Origin of the sequence: Thermococcus radiotolerans (genome assembly GCF_002214565.1) — an archaeon.
Taxonomy (GTDB): domain Archaea; phylum Methanobacteriota_B; class Thermococci; order Thermococcales; family Thermococcaceae; genus Thermococcus; species Thermococcus radiotolerans.
Map to the genome: position 1 here is coordinate 687,759 of NZ_CP015106.1, position 19,101 is coordinate 706,859.

At 55.1% G+C, this 19,101-nt stretch carries 18 protein-coding genes; 12 read left to right on the forward strand and 6 right to left on the reverse strand.

Annotated features, from left to right (window positions below):
- Nucleotides 1-47 precede the first annotated feature (47 nt).
- Nucleotides 48-1,631, forward strand: coding sequence for a right-handed parallel beta-helix repeat-containing protein (locus tag A3L10_RS03775; RefSeq protein ID WP_088866468.1), 1,584 nt, complete (start codon nucleotides 48-50; stop codon nucleotides 1,629-1,631).
- A gap of 16 nt (nucleotides 1,632-1,647) precedes the next feature.
- On the opposite strand, the gene A3L10_RS03780 is transcribed toward A3L10_RS03775, so the two are convergent.
- Nucleotides 1,648-2,118, reverse strand: a complete 471-nt coding sequence (locus A3L10_RS03780) for a hypothetical protein (RefSeq protein ID WP_088866469.1) — start codon at nucleotides 2,116-2,118, stop codon at nucleotides 1,648-1,650.
- A 75-nt stretch (nucleotides 2,119-2,193) separates the two neighbouring features.
- Here A3L10_RS03780 and A3L10_RS03785 point away from each other — a divergent pair, with 75 nt between their 5' ends.
- Both A3L10_RS03785 and A3L10_RS03790 read left to right on the forward strand, forming a co-directional pair.
- Entirely contained in the window at nucleotides 2,194-3,912 is a 1,719-nt protein-coding gene (locus tag A3L10_RS03785) for a chloride channel protein (protein WP_088866470.1), read from the forward strand.
- Nucleotides 3,913-3,921: 9 nt separating this feature from the next.
- On the forward strand, nucleotides 3,922-5,196 hold the full coding sequence (locus tag A3L10_RS03790; RefSeq protein ID WP_088866471.1) for a TIGR00375 family protein: 1,275 nt from the start codon (nucleotides 3,922-3,924) through the stop codon (nucleotides 5,194-5,196).
- Here the strand turns inward: A3L10_RS03790 and galT are convergent.
- Entirely contained in the window at nucleotides 5,189-6,172 is a 984-nt protein-coding gene (galT, locus tag A3L10_RS03795) for a galactose-1-phosphate uridylyltransferase (protein ID WP_088866472.1), read from the reverse strand. The two genes, A3L10_RS03790 and galT, sit on opposite strands and share 8 nt — an antisense overlap.
- Before the next feature lie 88 nt (nucleotides 6,173-6,260).
- Between galT and A3L10_RS03800 the strand changes: the two genes are divergently transcribed.
- The 8 genes from A3L10_RS03800 to A3L10_RS03835 all read left to right on the forward strand — a co-directional run bounded on the left by A3L10_RS03800 (nucleotide 6,261) and on the right by A3L10_RS03835 (nucleotide 14,864).
- The gene (locus A3L10_RS03800) at nucleotides 6,261-7,226 is read left to right on the forward strand and encodes a thiamine-phosphate kinase (RefSeq protein WP_088866473.1); all 966 of its coding nucleotides are present in this window, start codon (nucleotides 6,261-6,263) and stop codon (nucleotides 7,224-7,226) included.
- Nucleotides 7,227-7,266: 40 nt separating this feature from the next.
- A complete protein-coding gene (locus A3L10_RS03805; protein WP_088866474.1) occupies nucleotides 7,267-8,148 on the forward strand; it encodes a lysylphosphatidylglycerol synthase transmembrane domain-containing protein in 882 nt (293 codons plus the stop codon).
- Nucleotides 8,124-9,347: a glycosyltransferase family 4 protein gene (locus A3L10_RS03810; RefSeq protein WP_088866475.1), complete on the forward strand. Its 1,224-nt coding sequence runs from the start codon at nucleotides 8,124-8,126 to the stop codon at nucleotides 9,345-9,347. The genes A3L10_RS03805 and A3L10_RS03810 overlap by 25 nt, the downstream gene beginning before the upstream one ends.
- Nucleotides 9,347-10,069: a polysaccharide deacetylase family protein gene (locus A3L10_RS03815; RefSeq protein ID WP_088867535.1), complete on the forward strand. Its 723-nt coding sequence runs from the start codon at nucleotides 9,347-9,349 to the stop codon at nucleotides 10,067-10,069. Before A3L10_RS03810 ends, A3L10_RS03815 begins: the two co-directional genes overlap by 1 nt.
- Before the next feature lie 24 nt (nucleotides 10,070-10,093).
- Entirely contained in the window at nucleotides 10,094-11,140 is a 1,047-nt protein-coding gene (gene amrS, locus A3L10_RS03820) for an AmmeMemoRadiSam system radical SAM enzyme (RefSeq protein WP_088866476.1), read from the forward strand.
- 2 nt (nucleotides 11,141-11,142) lie between these two features.
- Nucleotides 11,143-11,967, forward strand: a complete 825-nt coding sequence (locus tag A3L10_RS03825) for a hypothetical protein (RefSeq protein WP_088866477.1) — start codon at nucleotides 11,143-11,145, stop codon at nucleotides 11,965-11,967.
- Nucleotides 11,968-12,167: 200 nt separating this feature from the next.
- Nucleotides 12,168-14,039 carry an S-layer protein gene (locus A3L10_RS03830; protein WP_088866478.1) on the forward strand — a complete coding sequence of 624 codons (1,872 nt, stop codon included), beginning with the start codon at nucleotides 12,168-12,170 and terminating at the stop codon, nucleotides 14,037-14,039.
- 45 nt (nucleotides 14,040-14,084) lie between these two features.
- On the forward strand, nucleotides 14,085-14,864 hold the full coding sequence (locus A3L10_RS03835) for a hypothetical protein (RefSeq protein WP_088866479.1): 780 nt from the start codon (nucleotides 14,085-14,087) through the stop codon (nucleotides 14,862-14,864).
- Here the strand turns inward: A3L10_RS03835 and A3L10_RS03840 are convergent.
- Entirely contained in the window at nucleotides 14,854-16,599 is a 1,746-nt protein-coding gene (locus tag A3L10_RS03840; protein ID WP_088866480.1) for a radical SAM protein, read from the reverse strand. The two genes, A3L10_RS03835 and A3L10_RS03840, sit on opposite strands and share 11 nt — an antisense overlap.
- Before the next feature lie 86 nt (nucleotides 16,600-16,685).
- On the opposite strand from A3L10_RS03840, the gene A3L10_RS03845 reads away from it, so the two are divergent.
- On the forward strand, nucleotides 16,686-17,228 hold the full coding sequence (locus tag A3L10_RS03845) for a ferritin-like domain-containing protein (protein ID WP_088866481.1): 543 nt from the start codon (nucleotides 16,686-16,688) through the stop codon (nucleotides 17,226-17,228).
- Here the strand turns inward: A3L10_RS03845 and rsmA are convergent, their stop codons facing one another.
- From rsmA to A3L10_RS03860, 3 genes are all read right to left on the reverse strand, one after another.
- Complete coding sequence (gene rsmA / locus A3L10_RS03850; RefSeq protein WP_088866482.1) at nucleotides 17,229-18,050, reverse strand: 16S rRNA (adenine(1518)-N(6)/adenine(1519)-N(6))-dimethyltransferase RsmA; 822 nt, start codon at nucleotides 18,048-18,050, stop codon at nucleotides 17,229-17,231. It lies immediately after the preceding gene.
- On the reverse strand, nucleotides 18,047-18,667 hold the full coding sequence (locus tag A3L10_RS03855; protein ID WP_088866483.1) for a DUF655 domain-containing protein: 621 nt from the start codon (nucleotides 18,665-18,667) through the stop codon (nucleotides 18,047-18,049). The genes rsmA and A3L10_RS03855 overlap by 4 nt, the downstream gene beginning before the upstream one ends.
- Before the next feature lie 69 nt (nucleotides 18,668-18,736).
- On the reverse strand, nucleotides 18,737-19,099 hold the full coding sequence (locus A3L10_RS03860) for an RNA polymerase Rpb4 family protein (RefSeq protein WP_088866484.1): 363 nt from the start codon (nucleotides 19,097-19,099) through the stop codon (nucleotides 18,737-18,739).
- Nucleotides 19,100-19,101: the final 2 nt, after the last annotated feature.

Here is a 19,101-nt window from a genome sequence, read left to right on the forward strand (position 1 = left end):
ACATTTATACACTTTTGTAGACATAGTGCAACACAGTGGTGAGCTTTATGAGGGCAAAGCTCGGAATTGCGATCATGATGACGGTTCTGGTTTTGATATCTTTTCCAGACTTTTTGGAGGCAAACTCCGCGGGCACTGTTACCCCAATCCCCGTGAACTCATGCATCATCATAAACCAGTCCGGATACTACATCCTCACAGAGGACATAACCGAAAGCGGGGATATGACGTGTATTCTGATAACCGCCAGCAACGTTGTTTTTGACGGCATGGGCCATAGAGTCGGCGGATTGGGAAACTATCACACGGTCGGTGTTTATGCTCAAGGTTCAGACACCTTGGTCAACGTCACCGTTAGGAACTTGGTAGTCTCCGAATGGTTCCATGGAATATACTACAAAAACGTCAGGACTGGGAAAATCGAGAACAACACAGTAACATCGACCTATGGGGTGGGGATATTCCTGTGGGACTCCACCGGACTAACAGTGAGGAATAACACCGTAAGCTCAAACTATGCCGAGGGTATATTTCTCCACAATTCCAGCCACAGCGTTGTGGTAAACAACAGTGCGAGCTTCGATTACGATGGGATAATCCTCAGCGCCCTGAGTAACTTCAACATCGTTTCGGGAAACAACGCAAGCTCAAACACCAACAAAGGCATCTCCATAGACGGTTCAAGCAACAACACCTTAACCCGCAACTATGTGGGTGGAAATGGATACGTGGGCATATTCCTCCAGAGGGCAATGGGGAACAGGATAGCTGAGAACAAGATAATCTCCAACCGCGATCACGGGATTCAGCTCACATCCAGCCGGAACAACTCAATCGTCGGCAACGACGTGAGGCTGAACGGTAGGGACGGAATTTGTCTCGAGTTATCCACCCACAATTCAATCTCGGAGAACAGAGTTACCGAGAACCTCTTCCGTGGAGTCTCCCTCTGGAGGTCCAGTGGGTACAACACGGTGGCCAACAACACGATAAGAACTAACAATGAGGCGGGAATATCGATTGATTCATCCAATGGAAACACTATTGTGCACAACAACGTGAGCTCCAACAAATACGGGATTAACATCATCTTCTCCGAAGATAATCTAATCTACGACAACTACTTCAACAACCCAAAGAACGCACAAGCGGATAGACAAAACCGGTGGAACATAGAAAAGACAGCCGGCACAAATATAATCGGCGGCCCCTGCCTTGGAGGCAATTACTGGAGCGACTACTCCGGTAGGGATACTGACGGGGATGGCTTTGGGGACACCATGCTGCCGTACACCTCCGGGGGAAACATTCTGCGCGGTGGAGACTACCTGCCCCTTGTTCCGGTGACTGGAACCGCATCCTGCACCCCTGCCACGACCACATCAACAACCTCTCCTTCATCAACGGCTTCATCCACGACTACCACCTCCTCTACGAGCACAGTTAGTCCCTCGACCACAACACCACCAACGTCAACCCCCCCAATTAGCAGTTCAACGACGACTTCGGAGGAAAGTGGAAGCACAACCCAGAGCACCAGTGGAAAAGCGCCGACCATATGCGGTCCCGTCTTACTGTCGGGATTGGCACTAATCCCCATCATCTTCGGAAAACTGAAACAGAAGAAGTAAAAATAGAGGCCAGGCCTCAGCCGAAGAAGGCGCCCATCATGTCCATCTGCTCCTCGCTCATGGACTTTATTTTGAACTCGGGCATCTCGGGGAGCAGTTTCTCGTATTCTTCCTTTGTAATCTCCTCGGCCTGCCCGTTCTTGACGTGGTAGAATATGCCGTAATCCGGGTCGCGGTATGCAACGAGGAACTCATCGACCTCGATGTCGTCGAAGTCCACGAAGATGACGTTTCCGCCGGTGTAGGGGCGCTTGCACTTGAAGGGGAAGCTTGAGGAGTTGAGCATCGCATCGCCGAGGGCCTGGTTGGCCTTCTCGCCGTTTATCTCGGTCCAGAACTTCCTGCCCTCAAAGTCACCCTCAACGACGATGAGAAACCTCTTCCCATCGAGCTCGGCGACCGGGGCGCCTTTTTCCGCGAGTATCTTGAACAGCCCGCCGATCGTCTCGGCGTTCCTGAGGGAAGCAACGAATCCTTCAACCTTCATGGTCCCACCAGAATCCCTTCTCGCGGAGGACTATAAAAGCTTAAGCTTTTTATTGGTGACATCAAACCTCCCTTGATGGTGTCGAAACGGCAGTACCTCAAAAAGTGGGGAATTGTCATAGCTTTTTCAATTCTGGCCGGCCTAGTTGGCGGCTTGGGGGCGATAGTCTTCAGGCTGGCCATAGGCCTAGTTCACGGCTTCTTCTTCGGATGGCTCCTTCCGAACGTTTCCTACGAGGTGGGCGGCGTCAACCTCGGCTACATACTCCTGCCAACGCTCGGTGCGCTGGTGGTTACGCTCTTCGTTATCGAGTGCCCCGAGATTAAGGGAAACGGCATCCCCGAGGTTATAGAGGCGGTTATATTCAAGGGCGGCAACATACCTGGGAGGTTCGCGGTTTTGAAGACGATAGCCACCGCGATAACCATAGGCTCCGGCGGCAGCGTGGGACGTGAGGGGCCGATAGGATTCATCGGGGCTTCCCTGACCTCCATTCTGGCACGCTGGTTCAACCTATCGAGGGAGATGAAAAAACTCCTGGTCACCTGCGGTCTGGCGGCAGGCATAGCCGGCACCTTCAACACCCCGCTCGCGGGGGCGATGTTTGCCCTGGAGGTCGTCTACATGGGGGCTTTCTCGATAAACCTCGTGCCCATATTCATCGCCGCCGTCACAGGAAACGCCCTGACGCTCGCCGTCCTCAACAGGGCGGTGGAGATAGACATCCCCGGAAACATCGGACATACACTCCCAGAACTCCCCCTCTTCTTTCTCCTTGGGCTGGGTCTCGGCCTTCTGGCGGCGTTCTACGCGCGGTTCCTCTACCGCATGGTTGACGGTTTCTCCGAGTCCAAGATACCCGAAACCCTGAAGCCCGCGATAGGCGGCTTCGGAGTCGGCGTTCTTGGAATGCTGTTCCCCATCTACGGTATATTCGGGATAGGCTACGAAGGCATGAGGATGGCGTTCTACGGTGAGCTGGCGATTGGACTGCTCGTGACCCTCGGGCTGGTTAAGATGCTGGCCACCGCCCTGACGATAGGCTCAGGCCAGAGCGGCGGTGTCTTCGCCCCGAGCCTCTACATAGGAACGATGTTTGGAGCTGCCTTTGGGGAGGTCGTGAGGTTCCTTTTCCCCGGCCTCGGCTCGAACCCTGCCGTCTACGCCCTGGCTGGAATGGCGGCCTTCTTCAGCGGCATGACGCAGGCCCCAATCACCCAGATACTCATGGTAACGGAACTCACTAGGAGCTACGCCGTTCTCCCCCCGGTGATGACCTCCGCCACTATAGGCTTTCTAACGGCCAGGTTCTTCCTCAAGGGGGAGTCCATCTACACCCTCAAGCTCATCAGAAAGGGCTACCACGTGAAAACCGGAAAGCCCGTCATCCTCGAAACCATATCCGTCGGCGAGATAATGAGCCGCGAGCCGGTTTACGTCACCGAGAACCAGACGCTCTTTGACGTGGAGCATCTGATAGGCGAAACCGGCCATGACTGCTTCCCTGTGGTCAACGAGAAAATGGAGGTAGTGGGCATAGTCGGCATAAAGGACATCCTGAAAAAATCTCCGAGCGTTAAGCGGATGCCTGTGAAGCGGTTTATCCGCCGGCCCTACGGGGTTACGTACCCGACGGAGACGGCCGAGGATGCCTTCGAGAAGCTCATGGCCTACGACCAGAACCTCCTCCCCGTGGTCGAGAGCCCCGAGAACAGGAGGCTCATCGGAGTCGTGACCAAAAGGGACATATACCGCGCCTACTACCGCGGTCTGGAGGGAATGTACATCGAATGAGGTGATCCCATGCAGGTTGATGCCGACCTCCACATACACTCGCGCTACTCGAAGGCGGTCTCAAAAGCCATGACGATACCGAACCTCGCCGAGAACGCGAGATTCAAGGGGCTCGGGATAGTCGGAACGGGCGATATACTCAACCCGAAGTGGGAGGAGGAGCTGCTTAGGTACACCGAGAAGGTGGACGAGGGGACCTACGAGAGAAACGGAATCCGCTTTCTTCTCACCGCAGAGGTTGAGGATAATCGGCGCATTCACCACGTCCTGATTTTTCCGAGCATCTCCACCGTCCGGGAGATGAGGGAGGAGCTGAGGAAGTACTCGGGGGATATAGACACCGAAGGAAGGCCGAGGGTTAACCTTCCCGCGTCGGAGATAGCTGACATAGCGAACGAGCTCGGCGTCTTGATAGGACCGGCACACGCCTTCACACCCTGGACGGCCCTTTACAAAGAGTACAACAGCCTCAGAGAAGCCTACCAGGGGGCAAAGGTCCAGTTCCTTGAGCTCGGTCTTTCGGCGGATTCGGAGATGGCCGACAGAATCAAGGCCCACCACTCGCTGACCTACCTCAGCAACAGCGATGCCCATTCCCCGATGCCCCACCGCCTCGGAAGGGAGTTCAATCGCTTTGAAGTGGAGGACGCGACATTCGAGGAGATACGGAAGGCCATTCTGAAGAGGGGAGGTAGAAAAATCGTCCTCAACGCCGGCCTAGACCCCAGACTGGGCAAGTACCACCTCACGGCATGCTCACGCTGTTATGCAAAGTATTCGCCAGAGGAGGCGCGGGCATTCAAGTGGAAGTGCCCGAAGTGCGGCGGCAGGATAAAGAAGGGCGTTCACGACAGAATCCTCGAACTGGCCGACACGGAGGAGAGACCGAAGGACAGGCCGCCCTACCTCCGCCTAGCCCCCTTGGCGGAGATAATCGCGATGGTGGTAGGGAAAGGAGTCGAGACGAAGGCAGTCCGCGTGATTTGGGAGCGCTTTTTGAAGGAGTTCGGGAGCGAGATAAGGGTTCTCGTCGACGTCCCGCTGGAGGGTCTGGCGGAGGTTCACGAGGAGGTTGCGAAGGCCATCTGGGCCTACAGGGAGGGCAAGCTGATAGTAATCCCCGGCGGTGGCGGAAAGTACGGCGAGATTAAGCTGCCGGAGGAGATAAGAAGGGCCAGAATAGAGGACCTCGAAGCCCTTGAGGTCGAAGTTCCAAAGGAGGAATACCGGCCGAAGCAGACGAGCCTCATGAAGTTCCTCGGGGGAAGCCCCGGGGCTAAGTGAAGCACCTTCCCCTCGCGCCAGTTCTTTTTATCACCTTTCTGCAGGCATCCTTCAGCTTCTCTGCATTCTCCTCGGGAATTCCATCATAGGTAAAGTCCCAAGTTCCCATCTCTATCCCCGCGGCGTACTTGATTCTGCCGTTCTCCCGCAGGATTGGGTAGAACTCGATGTGGAGGTGGTAGAAATTGTAATTTCCCTTGAACGGCGCCTGGTAGAGCATCATGGTGTAGGGCATGTCCCTTCCCAGGACGGTGTTGAGGGTTCCGGTCGCAGTTCTGAGCGCGTCGGCCAAATCCTTGAGCTCTTCCTCCGTCAGCTGGGTGAGCCACTGAACGTGTCTTTTGGGGTAGATGTGAACCTCAAAGGGCCAGTTCGCGAAGAAGGGCAGGAAGATTGCAAAGCTTTCGTTCTCGTATATCGCCCTCTCACTTTCCAGCTCCTCGCGCAGAATCCTGCAGAAGAGGCACTCGCCGGTACGTTTGAAGTATCCCCTCGAGTTCTCGATTTTGAGGCGAACCTTGAGGGGTATGAAGGGTGTCGCGTAGAGCTGGCCATGGGGGTGGATCAGGCTAACGCCGATTTCTTTCCCCTTGTTTCGGAAGATTGAGACGTAGGCAACGCGGGGATTTTTCTTCAGTTCTGCGGTTATGTTTTTCCATAATTCAACAACCAGGGTCATGGCATCGAGGGACAGCTCGTCGAGGTCTCCAAGGTCGTGCTCAGGGGTTTCGACGATAACACTGCACTGGCCGAGCGCCCTTGCCTTCCTGTAGAACCCATCTCGCTCGGGCCTGGGGGCATCGAAGGACAGCATCGGAAACCTGTTCGGGAGGAGGAGAACCTCCCAGCCGTAACCGGTTTCCTCGTTTCCGGGACAGAAGGGGCAGAAGTTCCTCGGCCTCCAGGGGCGTTTTCTCCTCACCGCCGAGACCATGACCCACTGACCGGTCAGGGGATTGTATCTCAGCTCCCGCATCTCCACCACTAACTTGGATTAGCGGAAGAACATAAAAGCTTGGCGAAGGCTTTAAATCCCATGACCCAACTGGAAGTGAGGGATACGGGTGGAGAGGGAGATAATCGAGCTCTTCAAAAGGCACCTCAAGCTCCAGGGCGACCTGCCGCTGGGGGACGATGCAGGCGCGATCCGACTCGGTGACGAATGGGTAGTCGCCACCAACGACATGCTAGTGAGAAAAACGGACGTGCCGGATATAATGACGCCCGAGCAGGTGGGCTTCAAGGTCGTCACCATGAACGTGAGCGACATCGCGGCTATGGGAGCGAGACCGGTGGGGTTTCTCTTCTCACTGGGCGTTCCGCAGGATATTGAGATGGAATATCTAGAGGGCGTTGCGGAGGGGATAGGAAAGGCCCTCGAGTTCTATGAAGTCCCCGTTCTCAGCGCCGATACGAACGAGGCGGACGATTTGATAATAGACGGAATCGCCCTCGGAAGGACGAAGAGACTCCTCACCCGGAGCGGGGCAAAGCCTGGCGACCTGGTCTGCGTGACCGGTGATATCGGCAGAGCCCTAGCGGGGCTTCTCGTGTGGAGACGCGGCCTCGACGTGCCGGAAAAGATAAGGGAACCCATCTATGAGAAGCTCCTTGAACCGAGGGCGAGGGTTCAGGAGGGAATCGAACTGAGCGGGGTTGCAAACGCGGCGATTGACATAAGCGACGGCCTGAGCAAGGAACTGCACCTCCTAGCCGAGATGAGCGGGGTGAGAATAGAGGTCGAAGCCCAGAAGCTGCCGATTCGGGATGAGGTGGGGGCGGTGGCCGAGGCCCTGGGGCTGGACCCGATTGAGATGGCCCTCGCGAGCGGGGAGGAGTTCGAGCTGATTTTCACCATCCCCGCAAGCCTGCTGGACGAATGCCCCGTGCGATGCACCGTCATTGGAAGGGTCCTTGAAGGGGCGGGAGTTTACATTACCATCGATGGAAAAAGACAGGAGATGCCCGTTCTGGGCTGGGAACACCTTAACTGGGGTGTAAAAGGGACGTATAGAACGATGTTCCGATAACGTTTTAAAATCCTAGGCAGACTTAGGTTAGGTTGTGACTATGCTAGAGAGCCTTGCGACGTCAGCACAGCAGTATTTTTCAGTGGTCGTTAGCGCGTCCCTCAAGTACCTCATCTTAGCCTTTCTCACGTACTACGTGAGCGTCGTTCTCTACGGCATCCGCTGGAAGCTCGTTCTGAGGGGCGTCGGTAGGGACGCACCCCTCCATGAGCTCGTCAAGGCCATACTCGCCTCGATTTTCATGAACAACGTCACCCCCATGAGCCGGAGTGGCGGGGAGCTGCTCAGGATGGCGTGGGTTTCCAAAAAGGCGAACATCCCCACTGGAGTTTCGGCGGTCAGCATAGTCTACGAGCGCATACTGGAGACCATTCCGATATTCGCCCTCTTCCTTGTTGGCATGATGTACTTCTCATCCGGGGAGCCCCTCCCGTTCATAATCCTCGGCATAGCCGGCGTGATTCTGGTATGGATTAAGTGGGACGCCTTTGTGAGGCTCTCACTCCGCATCTTCAGAACCCCCGTGACCGATGAGGAGATGAAAAAGATAACCGCACTCCGGAGCATGCACAGCCTCAACATGGCGGCGGTGCTGCTCAGCTCCACAGTCTGGCTCCTCGACGTCGTCAGACTGAAGCTCATAGCCCTTGCATTCGGCCTTGACTTGGCATGGAGCTTCATAGCGGTGATTTCAATCGCGAACCTCCTCTTTGGCCTTGTCGCATTCACTCCAGGGGGCGTGGGAATAATCGAAGGGGGTCTTGTTGGAACACTCACGTACTTCGGTATTCCGATGGCGCTCGCGGTTTCAATAACCCTCCTGGAGCGCTTTGTCTCGTACGTCGCCAGCAGTCTAGTGGGACTAGCGGTTCTCCTGACGTCCGGAGGGGTCGAGATATGGAAAGCCTTAAGATCGCAATAGCAAGCGACTGGTTCTACCCTAAAATCGGGGGAATAGAGTCCCACATCGATGAACTGGCCCGCAACCTCGTTCTCATGGGGCACGAGCCCTACGTCCTGACCCACGACTACAGGTACATGAAACCCTACGTTGACAGCTTCCCCTATCACGTTGTTAGGTTCCCCGCGACGCTTTACTTCAAGAAATACCACTCTAGCGTGGGATTTTCACAGTTCTGGAAGATAAACGAGTTCTATAAGGAGATTGGATTCGACATAACCCACGTTCACAGCATATACTCTCCCCTGGCAGTGGCGGTGTCAAAAATATCGAGGGGAATTCGAAACGTTCCAGTGGTCGCCACCAACCACTCCTTCTACGGCAGGCCTTCCCTGGACTTCCTGATCGGGCCGTTCATCAGACACCACCTCAAACGAATAGACACCTTCGTTGCCGTCAGCACGCCCGTCGCCGAGGATACCAGAAACCTGCTGGGGAATAAGCTCAACGGCCGTCCCGTCCTCGTGGTTCCGAACGGAATAGACGTTAAAAAATGGCGCCCGCCGGAGCCGGAGGAAAGGGAAAAGGCCAGAAGGGACCTCGGGGTGAGGGACGAGATAGTGGTTCTGTACCTCGGAAGGATGACCGAGCGCAAGCAGGCCCACAGGATACCGATGATGATGAGGGAAGCACTCAAATGGAGCGGGGTTCCGAAAAACAAGGTGAGGCTCGTAATGATAGGGAACGGCCCGATGCGCCCGGTGCTGGAGAGAAACCTCAGGGAAACCGGCATCGGAGAGATAACCGAGCTGTACGACTTCATGGAGAGGGGAAGACTTCTCCCACTGTATTGGGCGGCGGACCTGGTTCTCATGCCCGGTATCCTTGAGGCCTTTCCCGTTGTGGGGCTTGAGGCCATGGCCACCGGGAATCCCGTAATAGGACGGAACGAGAGTGGACTATCGGACATGGTTCTCAATGGAATCACGGGGCTCCTCGCGGTGAGTGAGGAGGGAATGGCAAAGAACCTCGCTGAAGCCTTTCAGAACAGGGAAAAACTAATAGCTATGGGAGTTGAGGCCAGAAGAAGGGCCGAGAAAGAATTCTCATGGGACGTTGTGCTGCGGCGGCTTATGCGGGTGTACCGCTGCACCATGGAGATGGGGGAGAGTGTTGACAGGCTGTACCTGCTGTACAAGGCGATGAGGAGGCTGGGATGATGCTCGTTTCAATAACGTTTGACGTTGAACACGACTGCCCGCCGTACCTCACGACGACGCGAGGGATGGAGGAGGGGCTTCCGAAGCTGCTGGACCTGATGGCCGAGAAGAAGGTGAGAGCGACGTTCTTCTTCACGGCGGAGATGGCGAAGCGCTTTCCGGAGCTTGTTAAACGGGTCATCGATGAGGGGCACGAGCTGGGAAGCCACAACTACAACCACGAGCGGCTGGATAAGCTCACCAAGGACGAGGGCGAGAGGGCCATCGTGAAGTCCCTTGAGGTACTGCGGGAGTTCGGAGATGTAGTTTCATTCCGCGCCCCAAACCTGCAGTTCCCTAGTTACTATTATGATATACTGGCAAAAAACGGAATCCTCGTTGACTCATCCAAGGCAACCTACAAGGGCTACCGTGAGGGCGTGAGGTTTTTCGGCGATGTTCTTGAGGTTCCGGCCTCGACGACCTCGTCCGTTATAAGGCTGCCATGGAAGGTACAGAAGCTCGTCCATGCCCGCCTGAAGGAGCCCCGCGTCTACTTCGCCCACCCCTGGGAGTTCGTTCCCATGCAGAGGGAAAAAATCCGATGGGACTGCAAGTTCAACACCGGGGACAAGGCCATTGAGCTGCTCGAAATGCTGATAGACCACTACCGGCGCCAAGGGGCGGAGTTCCTGACGATGCGTGATTACTACGAAGTATACCAAAAACTTAAACGGGAGTGAGCCTACTACAATGCGGTGAGAAGCATGCGCGAGGCTATGTACTGGGAGCCGCTAGAGGGCGGAAAGGTGAGGTGCAGACTGTGTCCCCTCAACTGCATAATAAACGAAGGGCAGCGCGGCTCCTGCAGGGTGAGAAAGAACATCAATGGAAAGCTCTACACGTTCAACTACGGTAAGGTCTCGGCGATAGGAACGGACCCCGTTGAGAAAAAACCGCTCTTCCATTTCTGGCCGGGCTCCTGTGCGCTCTCGATAAGCACCGTTGGCTGCAACATGCACTGCAAGCACTGCCAGAACTGGGAGATAAGCCAGGCCGACGAGAACTTTCCGTACCTCCACGACGCGACCCCGGAGGGAATAGTGGCCCTGGCGAGAAAGTACGACTGCGAGAGCATAGCCTACACGTATAACGAGCCCGTGATATGGTACGAGTTCGTTCTCGATACCGCGAAGCTCGCCAAGGAGGTAGGTATATACAACCTCCTCATAACCAACGGCTACATAAACGAGGAGCCGTTCAGGGAGCTGGCACCGTACATAGACGCCATGAACATAGACATCAAGGCGTTCGATGACACCTTCTACATGAAAATAGCAGGCGTTCCGAGCGGTGAGCCGAGCAGAAGGACGGCGGAGATAGCCAAAAAGGAGTTCGGAATCCACGTCGAGCTGACGTACTTAATCATCCCGACGCTCAACGACAAAGAGGAGGAGATTAGAACCTTCGCCAGATGGGTGGTCGAGAACCTCGGAGACGACACACCGGTTCACTTCTCACGCTTCTTCCCGCACTACAAGATGACCCACCTCCCCCCAACGCCGGTTGAGACCGTCGAAATGGCCTACCGCGTTGCCAGGGAGGAGGGACTCAAATTCGTCTACGTCGGCAACGTGCCCGGACACGAGGGGGAGAACACCTACTGCCCCAACTGCGGCAAACCTTTAATAGTGCGCTGGGGATTCAAAATCACCGAGTACCACATCAAGGATGGGAAGTGCGAGTACTGCGGCGAACCCATCCCCGTAGTGGGCACGTACAAGAAAAAGCGATATAACTGGATGTGGTGGTGAAATTGGCCGAAATCGAGGTTATTTTTTACATCGAAGGCATAGGGAACGACAAGAAAGTTTTAGAAAGGGCCCTGAAGGAGACCGCGAAGAACCTCCGAGAGGAGAAGGGCGTCAAAATCAAGTACGTAAAACTGGAAGATGTCATAGAGAGCCCAGAGGAAGAGCTGCTCAAGTATTCCGGGGTCATAGAGGCCCAGGTAGCCGGAGAACTCGGGGATATAGTTCGCCTAACCCTCAGATATTCCCCCGCGGTGGTCGAGGTTCTCAAGCCGGGGAAACTGGAGATAGAGGCCAAGGACCTCATGAAAACCCTAGGGGAGGTATCCCTCTTCATGGGGAAGCTCATGAAGCAGTTTGGCGGCCTGGCAGTTTACCCAAAGCTCGATGACCTCCCCGAGCCCACGATGGGATATTCCAGGGAAGAGATAGAGGAGCTGATCGTGGAGGACAGAAACATCCTGTATCGCTTCGTTATAGAGGTTTTCGGGGAGAGTGAGGAGGCTATCAAAACCACCATGGGGAAGGCCCTCAGCCTTGAGGGGTGCCGGATAAACAAGCTCGTCGTCCAGGGACAGATGGAGGGGGAGAACTTCAAGGGACTCCTCGCTGCGGAGCTCCTTTCCCCGTTCGAGACGCTCTTCCAGCTTACGGCCAAGTACGCGCCGGTTGCGATCTCAATCCTGGAGCCAGAGATTATAGACATAACCGCCAACGAACTTCAGAATACACTGACGGACCTCGGTGGCTTCGTCAACGAGCTGGTTACAAGGCCTGTGAAAAGGCAGCTCATGGAGAAGAAGAACACGGAGTTCAAATTGAACCCTTGATATTATCGGCAAAAGGCGAAAAGCCTATAGGCATTTAATTAAGCTTCCTTTCATTTTTACGGCAATGAGCGAGCTTCTTTTAAGCGGAGAAAGGGTCTGAAAGCGAAAAGTATATATACCCTAACCGGGTAGAAAGTCATTGACAATACATATTAGACCATCCCAGGGCGTAAGCCCAAGATTAAGGAGGTGTTGGGAAAATGAAAGTGAAGAAGATCGCGGCCCTTGCAATTGGTGCCGCAATGGTTGGAGCCACCATGGGCTTTGCCAGCGCTCAGCCGACCGTTCCGAACATACCGAAGGACTTCTTCGTTAACGCCGATGGAACCCCGAACGTTAAAATCGTCGTTGGAAGTACCGCTGCTGCTATGGACGTTGCCAGCGCTGCTGACATCGCCGTTGCCCTCGGCAGCATGCTCTACACTACCGAGCAGGCCGAGGTTCAGAACGGCTACGTCAAGGTCAAGGCCGAGTACGAGCCCGAAGATGTTCAGGGTTCTCCGTGGACCATTTACAAGTACAACTATGACACCATAAGGAACCAAACCGCCTGGGCCACTAGCTACGACGACCTTCCGGGCGACTACTGGTGGAACGGTGCCGGTGGTTACGACGCCACTTACGGCGGATGGAAGAGCGTGTTTGAAGTTACCCCAGAGATACCCGACATGGATAAGATCGTGTTTGAAGTTACCCCAGAGATACCCGACATGGATAAGATCGGTGATGAGCAGCTTATTGACTGGGCTATAACCATCAAGAACATCGAACTCAAGTCCAAGGATCCAAGTGACTGGGACCAGAGCCACCCACCCAAGGACGCTGACCTCGTTATCACCCAAGGCAACGTCACCGTCTTCGTTGACTACAAGCTCTACAACTACACTTACACAGAGACCTCCACGGTCAGGGACGCCTACCCCGAGTGGGGCGTTCCTTCAGAGGATGAGACTGTAACCAAGTGGGTAATTGGAGACGCCGACGACGTTCCTGCCAACCTCGTCAGCAGCGAGGTTTACAGCGAGGGAGTCGGCGAAGGTGACACCTTCACCGTGTTCGGACAGACCTTCTACGTCCTCAGCGTTGGAAACGACACCTTCACCGCGGGTCTCGACAAGGGCGAGGCCTGGTACCAGGTCGGCCAGCCGCAGGCCATCGAGGGCACCGACTGGATAGTCACCGTCCTCGATATAAGCATCATCGACCAGAGGGCCCTTGTCGTCGTTAAGAACGCCGTCACCGGCCAGGAGAGCGACCAGAAGATCCTCGAGGAAGGCCAGGATGTTGACATATTCGAGGATGGAAGCGTCGTCCTCACCCTGCTCGACACCTTCGTCGGTATCGACGGCCACCTCATAGCCAGCATCGCTGCCAGGGTCGACGTCGTTGACTGGTCCAGCGGAAAGACCATCACCTACGACGGCAAGGAGTGGGAGATGACTATCAACACAGCCAACATCAGCAACAAGTGGTACATAACCAACATAACCCTCACCAACAAGGACACCCTCGAGGGCAACCCGGTCGACATCTTCGGCACCTACAACCTGTTCTACAAGTTCGAGATGAAGAAGCTCAACGAGAAGTGGCTCAGCGACCAGGGCTACTCAGACACCCACGCCGACATCGACGGTGACGGCACCATCGAGGACAAGGACTTCATCGTCGCCTACGCCTACATCTGCCTCAAGGAGAAGGAGGGCAAGGTTGTCGAGAAGGAGCTCAAGGTCGGCGACGACGTCCTCGACACCGACTACAAGGTCGCGGGCATCTACGGTGACGTGGTCACCCTCAAGCCGATCACCAGCCCGATAACCGTTATGGACTACGAGGTCGACATGGAGGACCCCGGAGCGAACCTCATCCTCATCGGCGGTCCTGTTGCCAACAGCCTCACCAAGTACCTCGTCGAGCAGAACATCAGCCAGGTCGACTGGTACAACAGCCCAGGCGACATCGAGTACATCCAGGACGCCCTTGGCGGCTACGACGTCGTCATCGTCGCTGGTGCCACCAGGGACGAGACCAAGGTCGCCGCTGAGGCCCTTATGGAGTACCTCGCTGGCCTCTGAAGGCCTTTCATTCTCTTTTAATTCCCTTTTCTGGGGGTTTTGGCCTTGGATCAAAAGAGACTCGCAGTGGTTCTTGTAGTTCTCTTGGTGGTCGTTGCTCCAATCAGCTACGTACTCTACTTGTATCATGGCTTTGGCGCAGTGATAAATCCAGGGGCCCCCAAGGCATCCACGCAGTATGTCATGATTTACACACCCTCGGGACAGTTCTACGCCCTTACCGCAGAGCAGTACCAGAAGCTAATTGAAGAGGGTACAAGACCTCCCGCTGGCTCAAAACTCTTCAACGTCACGATAGACAGCTACATAACGGGAAGCCCCGAGGTTGACCTCAACCTGACGGTCAGGAGCTTCTACGAATACTTCACCATAGTGATGGGCAACCCCTCGGTCACCAACTGCAAAGACGCGCCCCAGCTGTACATCGGGGACTGCAAGTACAGAACACTGGCCGTCTCGGAGATATCGGGGGTTGTCTCCAACATATTCACGACCAACTACTACATAAAAGGGCTACAGATGGGCTACGATAATGCCACGGCCAAGCAGTACGCCTTCAACCAGACGTGGCTCAGATACAGAAAGGTCTACCTGAACTTCTGGACAAAGGTGGACATAGGCCGCGGCAAACTCGGAAACGAGAATCATCTAGCAGTAATACTCATCGGACCGGCGGAGGGTGCAACGGAGAACAGAATATTCGCCCCCCGGAAGGGCACGCTGGTGATAGAGGGAACCACCGACGAAACACTGAGGGCAGAGGTTGTGCTGATAGAGAACATCATAGGGTTCTCCTGGCCGGAGAACAGCACGGCTACACGGTGATCAGTCCGTCCAGCATCTCTCTTTTATCTTCCCCCACCGTGAGGAAGAACTCGTTCTTGTCCCTGAAGGGCCGCTTTGAAAGGATCCTCACCACGTTCTTCTTCCCGATGCCCGGCAGGTACTGAAGGACCTTGGGCGTCTCGGTGTTCACGTTTATAGGAACCGGAACGCCAGTGATGCTCCTGAAGCCGTGTCCAACGATGAGAACGTTGTAGAACCTGTTAAGCTCGATTTCCTTTGGGATACCCACGATGAGCGGATAACTCCCTATCTGCCTTCCGTAGGTGAGACCGTTCTCGAAGACCTCGGCACGAACGTCCCTGAGAACGGTCCCCACCGGAACGAGGCGTTTCAGCATTGGAAGGTCAATCTCGTGCCGTATCTTGTACTTGTAGTGCTGGATGAGCTTCTTGTGCTTCTCGGTCTTGACCCTGTCCCTCATGTGCCATAGCGGCGTGCCCGGGAATACGACAACCTGACGGATGTTTATCCTGCGAACCATCAGCCCGTCATCCAGAAGGCGCTTAAGAAACTGAAACGTCAGCTCGTAGCTCTTCTTGGTCTCCCCCGGCAGGCCAAAGATGATGTTGATTCCAGGAAGGAGCCACGGCATGCCGTTTGGGCCTCTCTTCCCCCCAACCTCGTTGAGGAGCCTAACGGCTTCATAGGTTTCTTCCGCTGTAGCGTTCAGGTTGTTCAGCTTGGCAACCTTCGGATCGGCACTTTCGAGGCCGAAAGCAACGACGTTTCCGGACGTTCCGTATTTTATGAGGGCCTTTGCGATCCTGGTGCTCTCATTGGGATAGTTGGCTATCACGGCGGGATTGGCGTTGTCAACGTGGAGAGTCCTCAGATCAGGAGCCAGGGAACGGATTCCGGCAAAGAGTTTCTCGATGGCCTCTGGATTGGGAACTGGAACGCGGCCGTCCGGCCTTGCCATGTATGAGAAGATGCAGCTCTGTCTCCCAACGCGAAAGTGCCTGACGCCGAGCCGGTAGAGAGCCCCTACTTCCTCAATGATGTCCCCCACCGGCCGGTTCTCCACCACCCTATAGCGCACGGGCTCGGTGCAGAAAGAGCAACCCCCAATCCCCATGGCCTTTGGACAACCTCGCTGGGTTTCAATCTCCACTATAACAAAATCCGGATAATCCGGGAACTGTCTGACTACCTCCGCCCCGAGAATCGCATAGTCCCTGAGTTCATCGTACCTCCTGAAGCGGAAGGGATCAGCATCATGGGGATTCTTCAGGAAATCGTGGAGAAACGCCTCAAGATCGCCGTAAACTATGTGATCAAAAACCGTCTCGGCCATCATCAGTTCACGGGAGCTTATCCTTGTACCCCCTGCATGGGCTGACCCCATGAAAGCAGGTCCGCCGAGGATTTTAATTCCCAGGAGGGGCTTCAGAAACTTGGCCACCTCCTCAACCTGGGAGGGCACGGCCGAGAGGTACTTGCCGGGTGTGTGCAGACCGCCGATGTAGACGATGAGGTCGGCCTTTTGAAGGATTTCCCGCGCTTTTGGAAAGTTTGGAGTCTTGTTTTTGGTGGCTATCCCTTTCTCACCCTCAAAAGTGGCCCGAAGGTCGTCTATAGTTAGGTAAAAAATTGCGGCATCCTTGCGCGCTTTTTTTATGGCTCCGTAGGCGTAGCGGGGGTATATCCCCAGGTAAGGGGGAACACCGAGTCCCGCGGGTTCATCGGTGTAGCCGTCAATGATGGCGATTATCATGTTCTGGAGTTCGTGGGGCCTTTTAAAAATCAATCGCCGGCGAAAAGTATAAACACGAGAAACCCGTAACATACCCGGGGATGGTTATGAATGCATCTCGATACAAGACCGAAGAGGAGAAGGCCAAATTTAGGGAGATATTGGCGGCCATCTCCAAACTGAACCACAAGGAGCTGCTAGCCTACTGGATGGATCAGGAAGTGAAGGAAGCGGAGATGTACCACAAACTCCACCAGCTCAGCAGAGACGTCAACTGGGACGAGCGTGTATCCAAGCTGTTCCTCCAGCTCTACAAGGAGAGCCTGGGACACGCGGAGGCCCTGCTAAAGATGTTCAAGGAAATGTTTCCAAATGAAAGTCCACCGAAGGTCAACCTGCCCGCCCTGGAGGTGGAGCTCTCCGAGGAGCGGCTGAGGGACATGGTCTACCACGGTGACCTGAAGGACATTCTGGAGTACCTGATGGGAACCGAGAAGCTGGCCCACGACGTTTACCAGTACCTGGCAGAGAGGACCGAGGACGAGAACTCCAAGGCAACGCTGATATGGCTCGCCAACATAGAGAACGGCCACTACCAGAAACTGAGAAACCTGTACGTTACCCTGTTTGGAACCGAGCCGGAGGAGTGATCAGCCCAGAATCTTCTCCGCAACGAGAAACTCCTCGATATCTTTAACTTCCATTGGAGTGAGTTGAAAGACTCTTTTTTTAGCATGGGGCATCGTGGAGAGAACATCCCTGGCCCTCTTGAATTCATCCTTGTCAAGGCCAAGCATGTGGTGGGATTTCTTCAGGGCGGCCAAAACAGTGCTCCTCCTATGCTGAAAGAGCGCCCTCACGAGGTCTTCGTTGAGTTCTATCCGCTCGTCTTTCGGCTTGGGCTCTAGCACCACAACGGCGGAGTCCACCTTGGGCCTCGGCCAGAAAGCGCCCCTGCCGATGCGCTCCACGAGCTCAGCGTATGCTTTCGCCCGAACCATCAACGAGAGGCGGGAGTAGTTCTTATCCCCCGGCTCCGCCACCATCCTCTGGGCGAACTCCAGCTGGTATATGAGAACGGCCCTCTCGAACTCATACCTCAAAAAGCGGAAGGTTATGGGAGACGAAATCTGATAGGGGAGGTTGGAGACTATCTTGTTGAACTCTGGAAACTCAACCCTCAGTGCGTCGCCCTCTATTATCTCAACGTTCGGCCAGTCATACTCCTTCCGGAGTATCTCGACGAGGCGAGGGTCCTTCTCGATGGCGTAGACCTTCCCGGCGCGCTTGCTCAGGGCATCGGTGAGGACCCCAAGGCCCGGACCAACTTCGAGAACGGTGTCGTCCTTATTCAGTCCGGCCCTCTCGACGTTCCGTTCGATTATATCCGGCACTACCAGAAAATTCTGTCCAAGGTCAGAACTTGCCTTCAGATTGTACTTGGAAATGAGAGAAAAGAGGCGCTCCCTCATACGCGGAATATCCTCCTGGATCCGACGAAGAGCCTGTACCTGTCCTTGCCCTCAAGCTCATCGACGACGCGCTTGGCTATCATCTTTGCCGGGTCGGGGAGTCCCTTAACGCGATGGCGGAGGTCATCGAAGCTCTTGAAAGGCTCCTTCTTGCGTTCATCCAGTATCTCCCACATGTGCTTCTTCCCTATTCCAGGCAGCAGTTCCAGGCTGTGGAGCCTGTTGGTTATTGGCGGGGCCATGTTGAAGAACTGCACGAAGCGCTCCTCGTTGTTCTTAACTATCTCCTCAACAACGTAGGGAAGCTCGGCCTTGGCCGTGGCCGTTAGCTCATCGTAGTGAATCTTCTTGTTTATCATGAGAATCTTGTCCCTCTGTCCCTTACCTATGAAAACTCTCTCGTACAGCATGAGGTCTTCCTTGGGGGCCACCTCAAGGAGCGTGAATGCCTTTTCACCTACAACCTGCGCAACGGGCTTCCCGGTCCTTCTACCGGTCCTCAAATCGGTGTAACCCTCGGGCAGATAGTCCAGCACGTATGCGTACTCCTCATACTCAACGTTCCGCCTCTTCTTTTCGAGGCTTTCCCTGTAAGAATGTCTCCGGTACCTATCCATTGTCTCTCCCCCAGAAATTATACCCTCCCGGAGTTTTTATACTTTGTCTAGGAAAAGGAAAAGAAGAGGTCACTCCCTGTAGTCGTCGAGGAGCTTTATTATTTCCTCTGCTTCCTCTTTGGTGGGCATGTAGTCCTCCTTGCTGAAGATCACCCGTATGTCGAAGTAGTCCTCGGGCATCAGGTCGACGAGCTTCGCGGCGAGCCTCTCGTCCATCCAATCGAAGAGCTCCATGAGCCTCCCCTTCAGCTCGACCGCCTGCTCGGGCTTGAGCTTCGCAAAGCGCTCGGCATGCTCAAGGCTAACCCTAGCCTCGTAGAACATCGGCTCCTCGGGGTTCTCCTCCATCCCCTCTGCCTTGCGCCTCTCGAGGAGCTCCTTGGTTTCGGCTATCGTAAGGTACCGCTCCTCGAGCTTCTTTCTCCCGATCATGC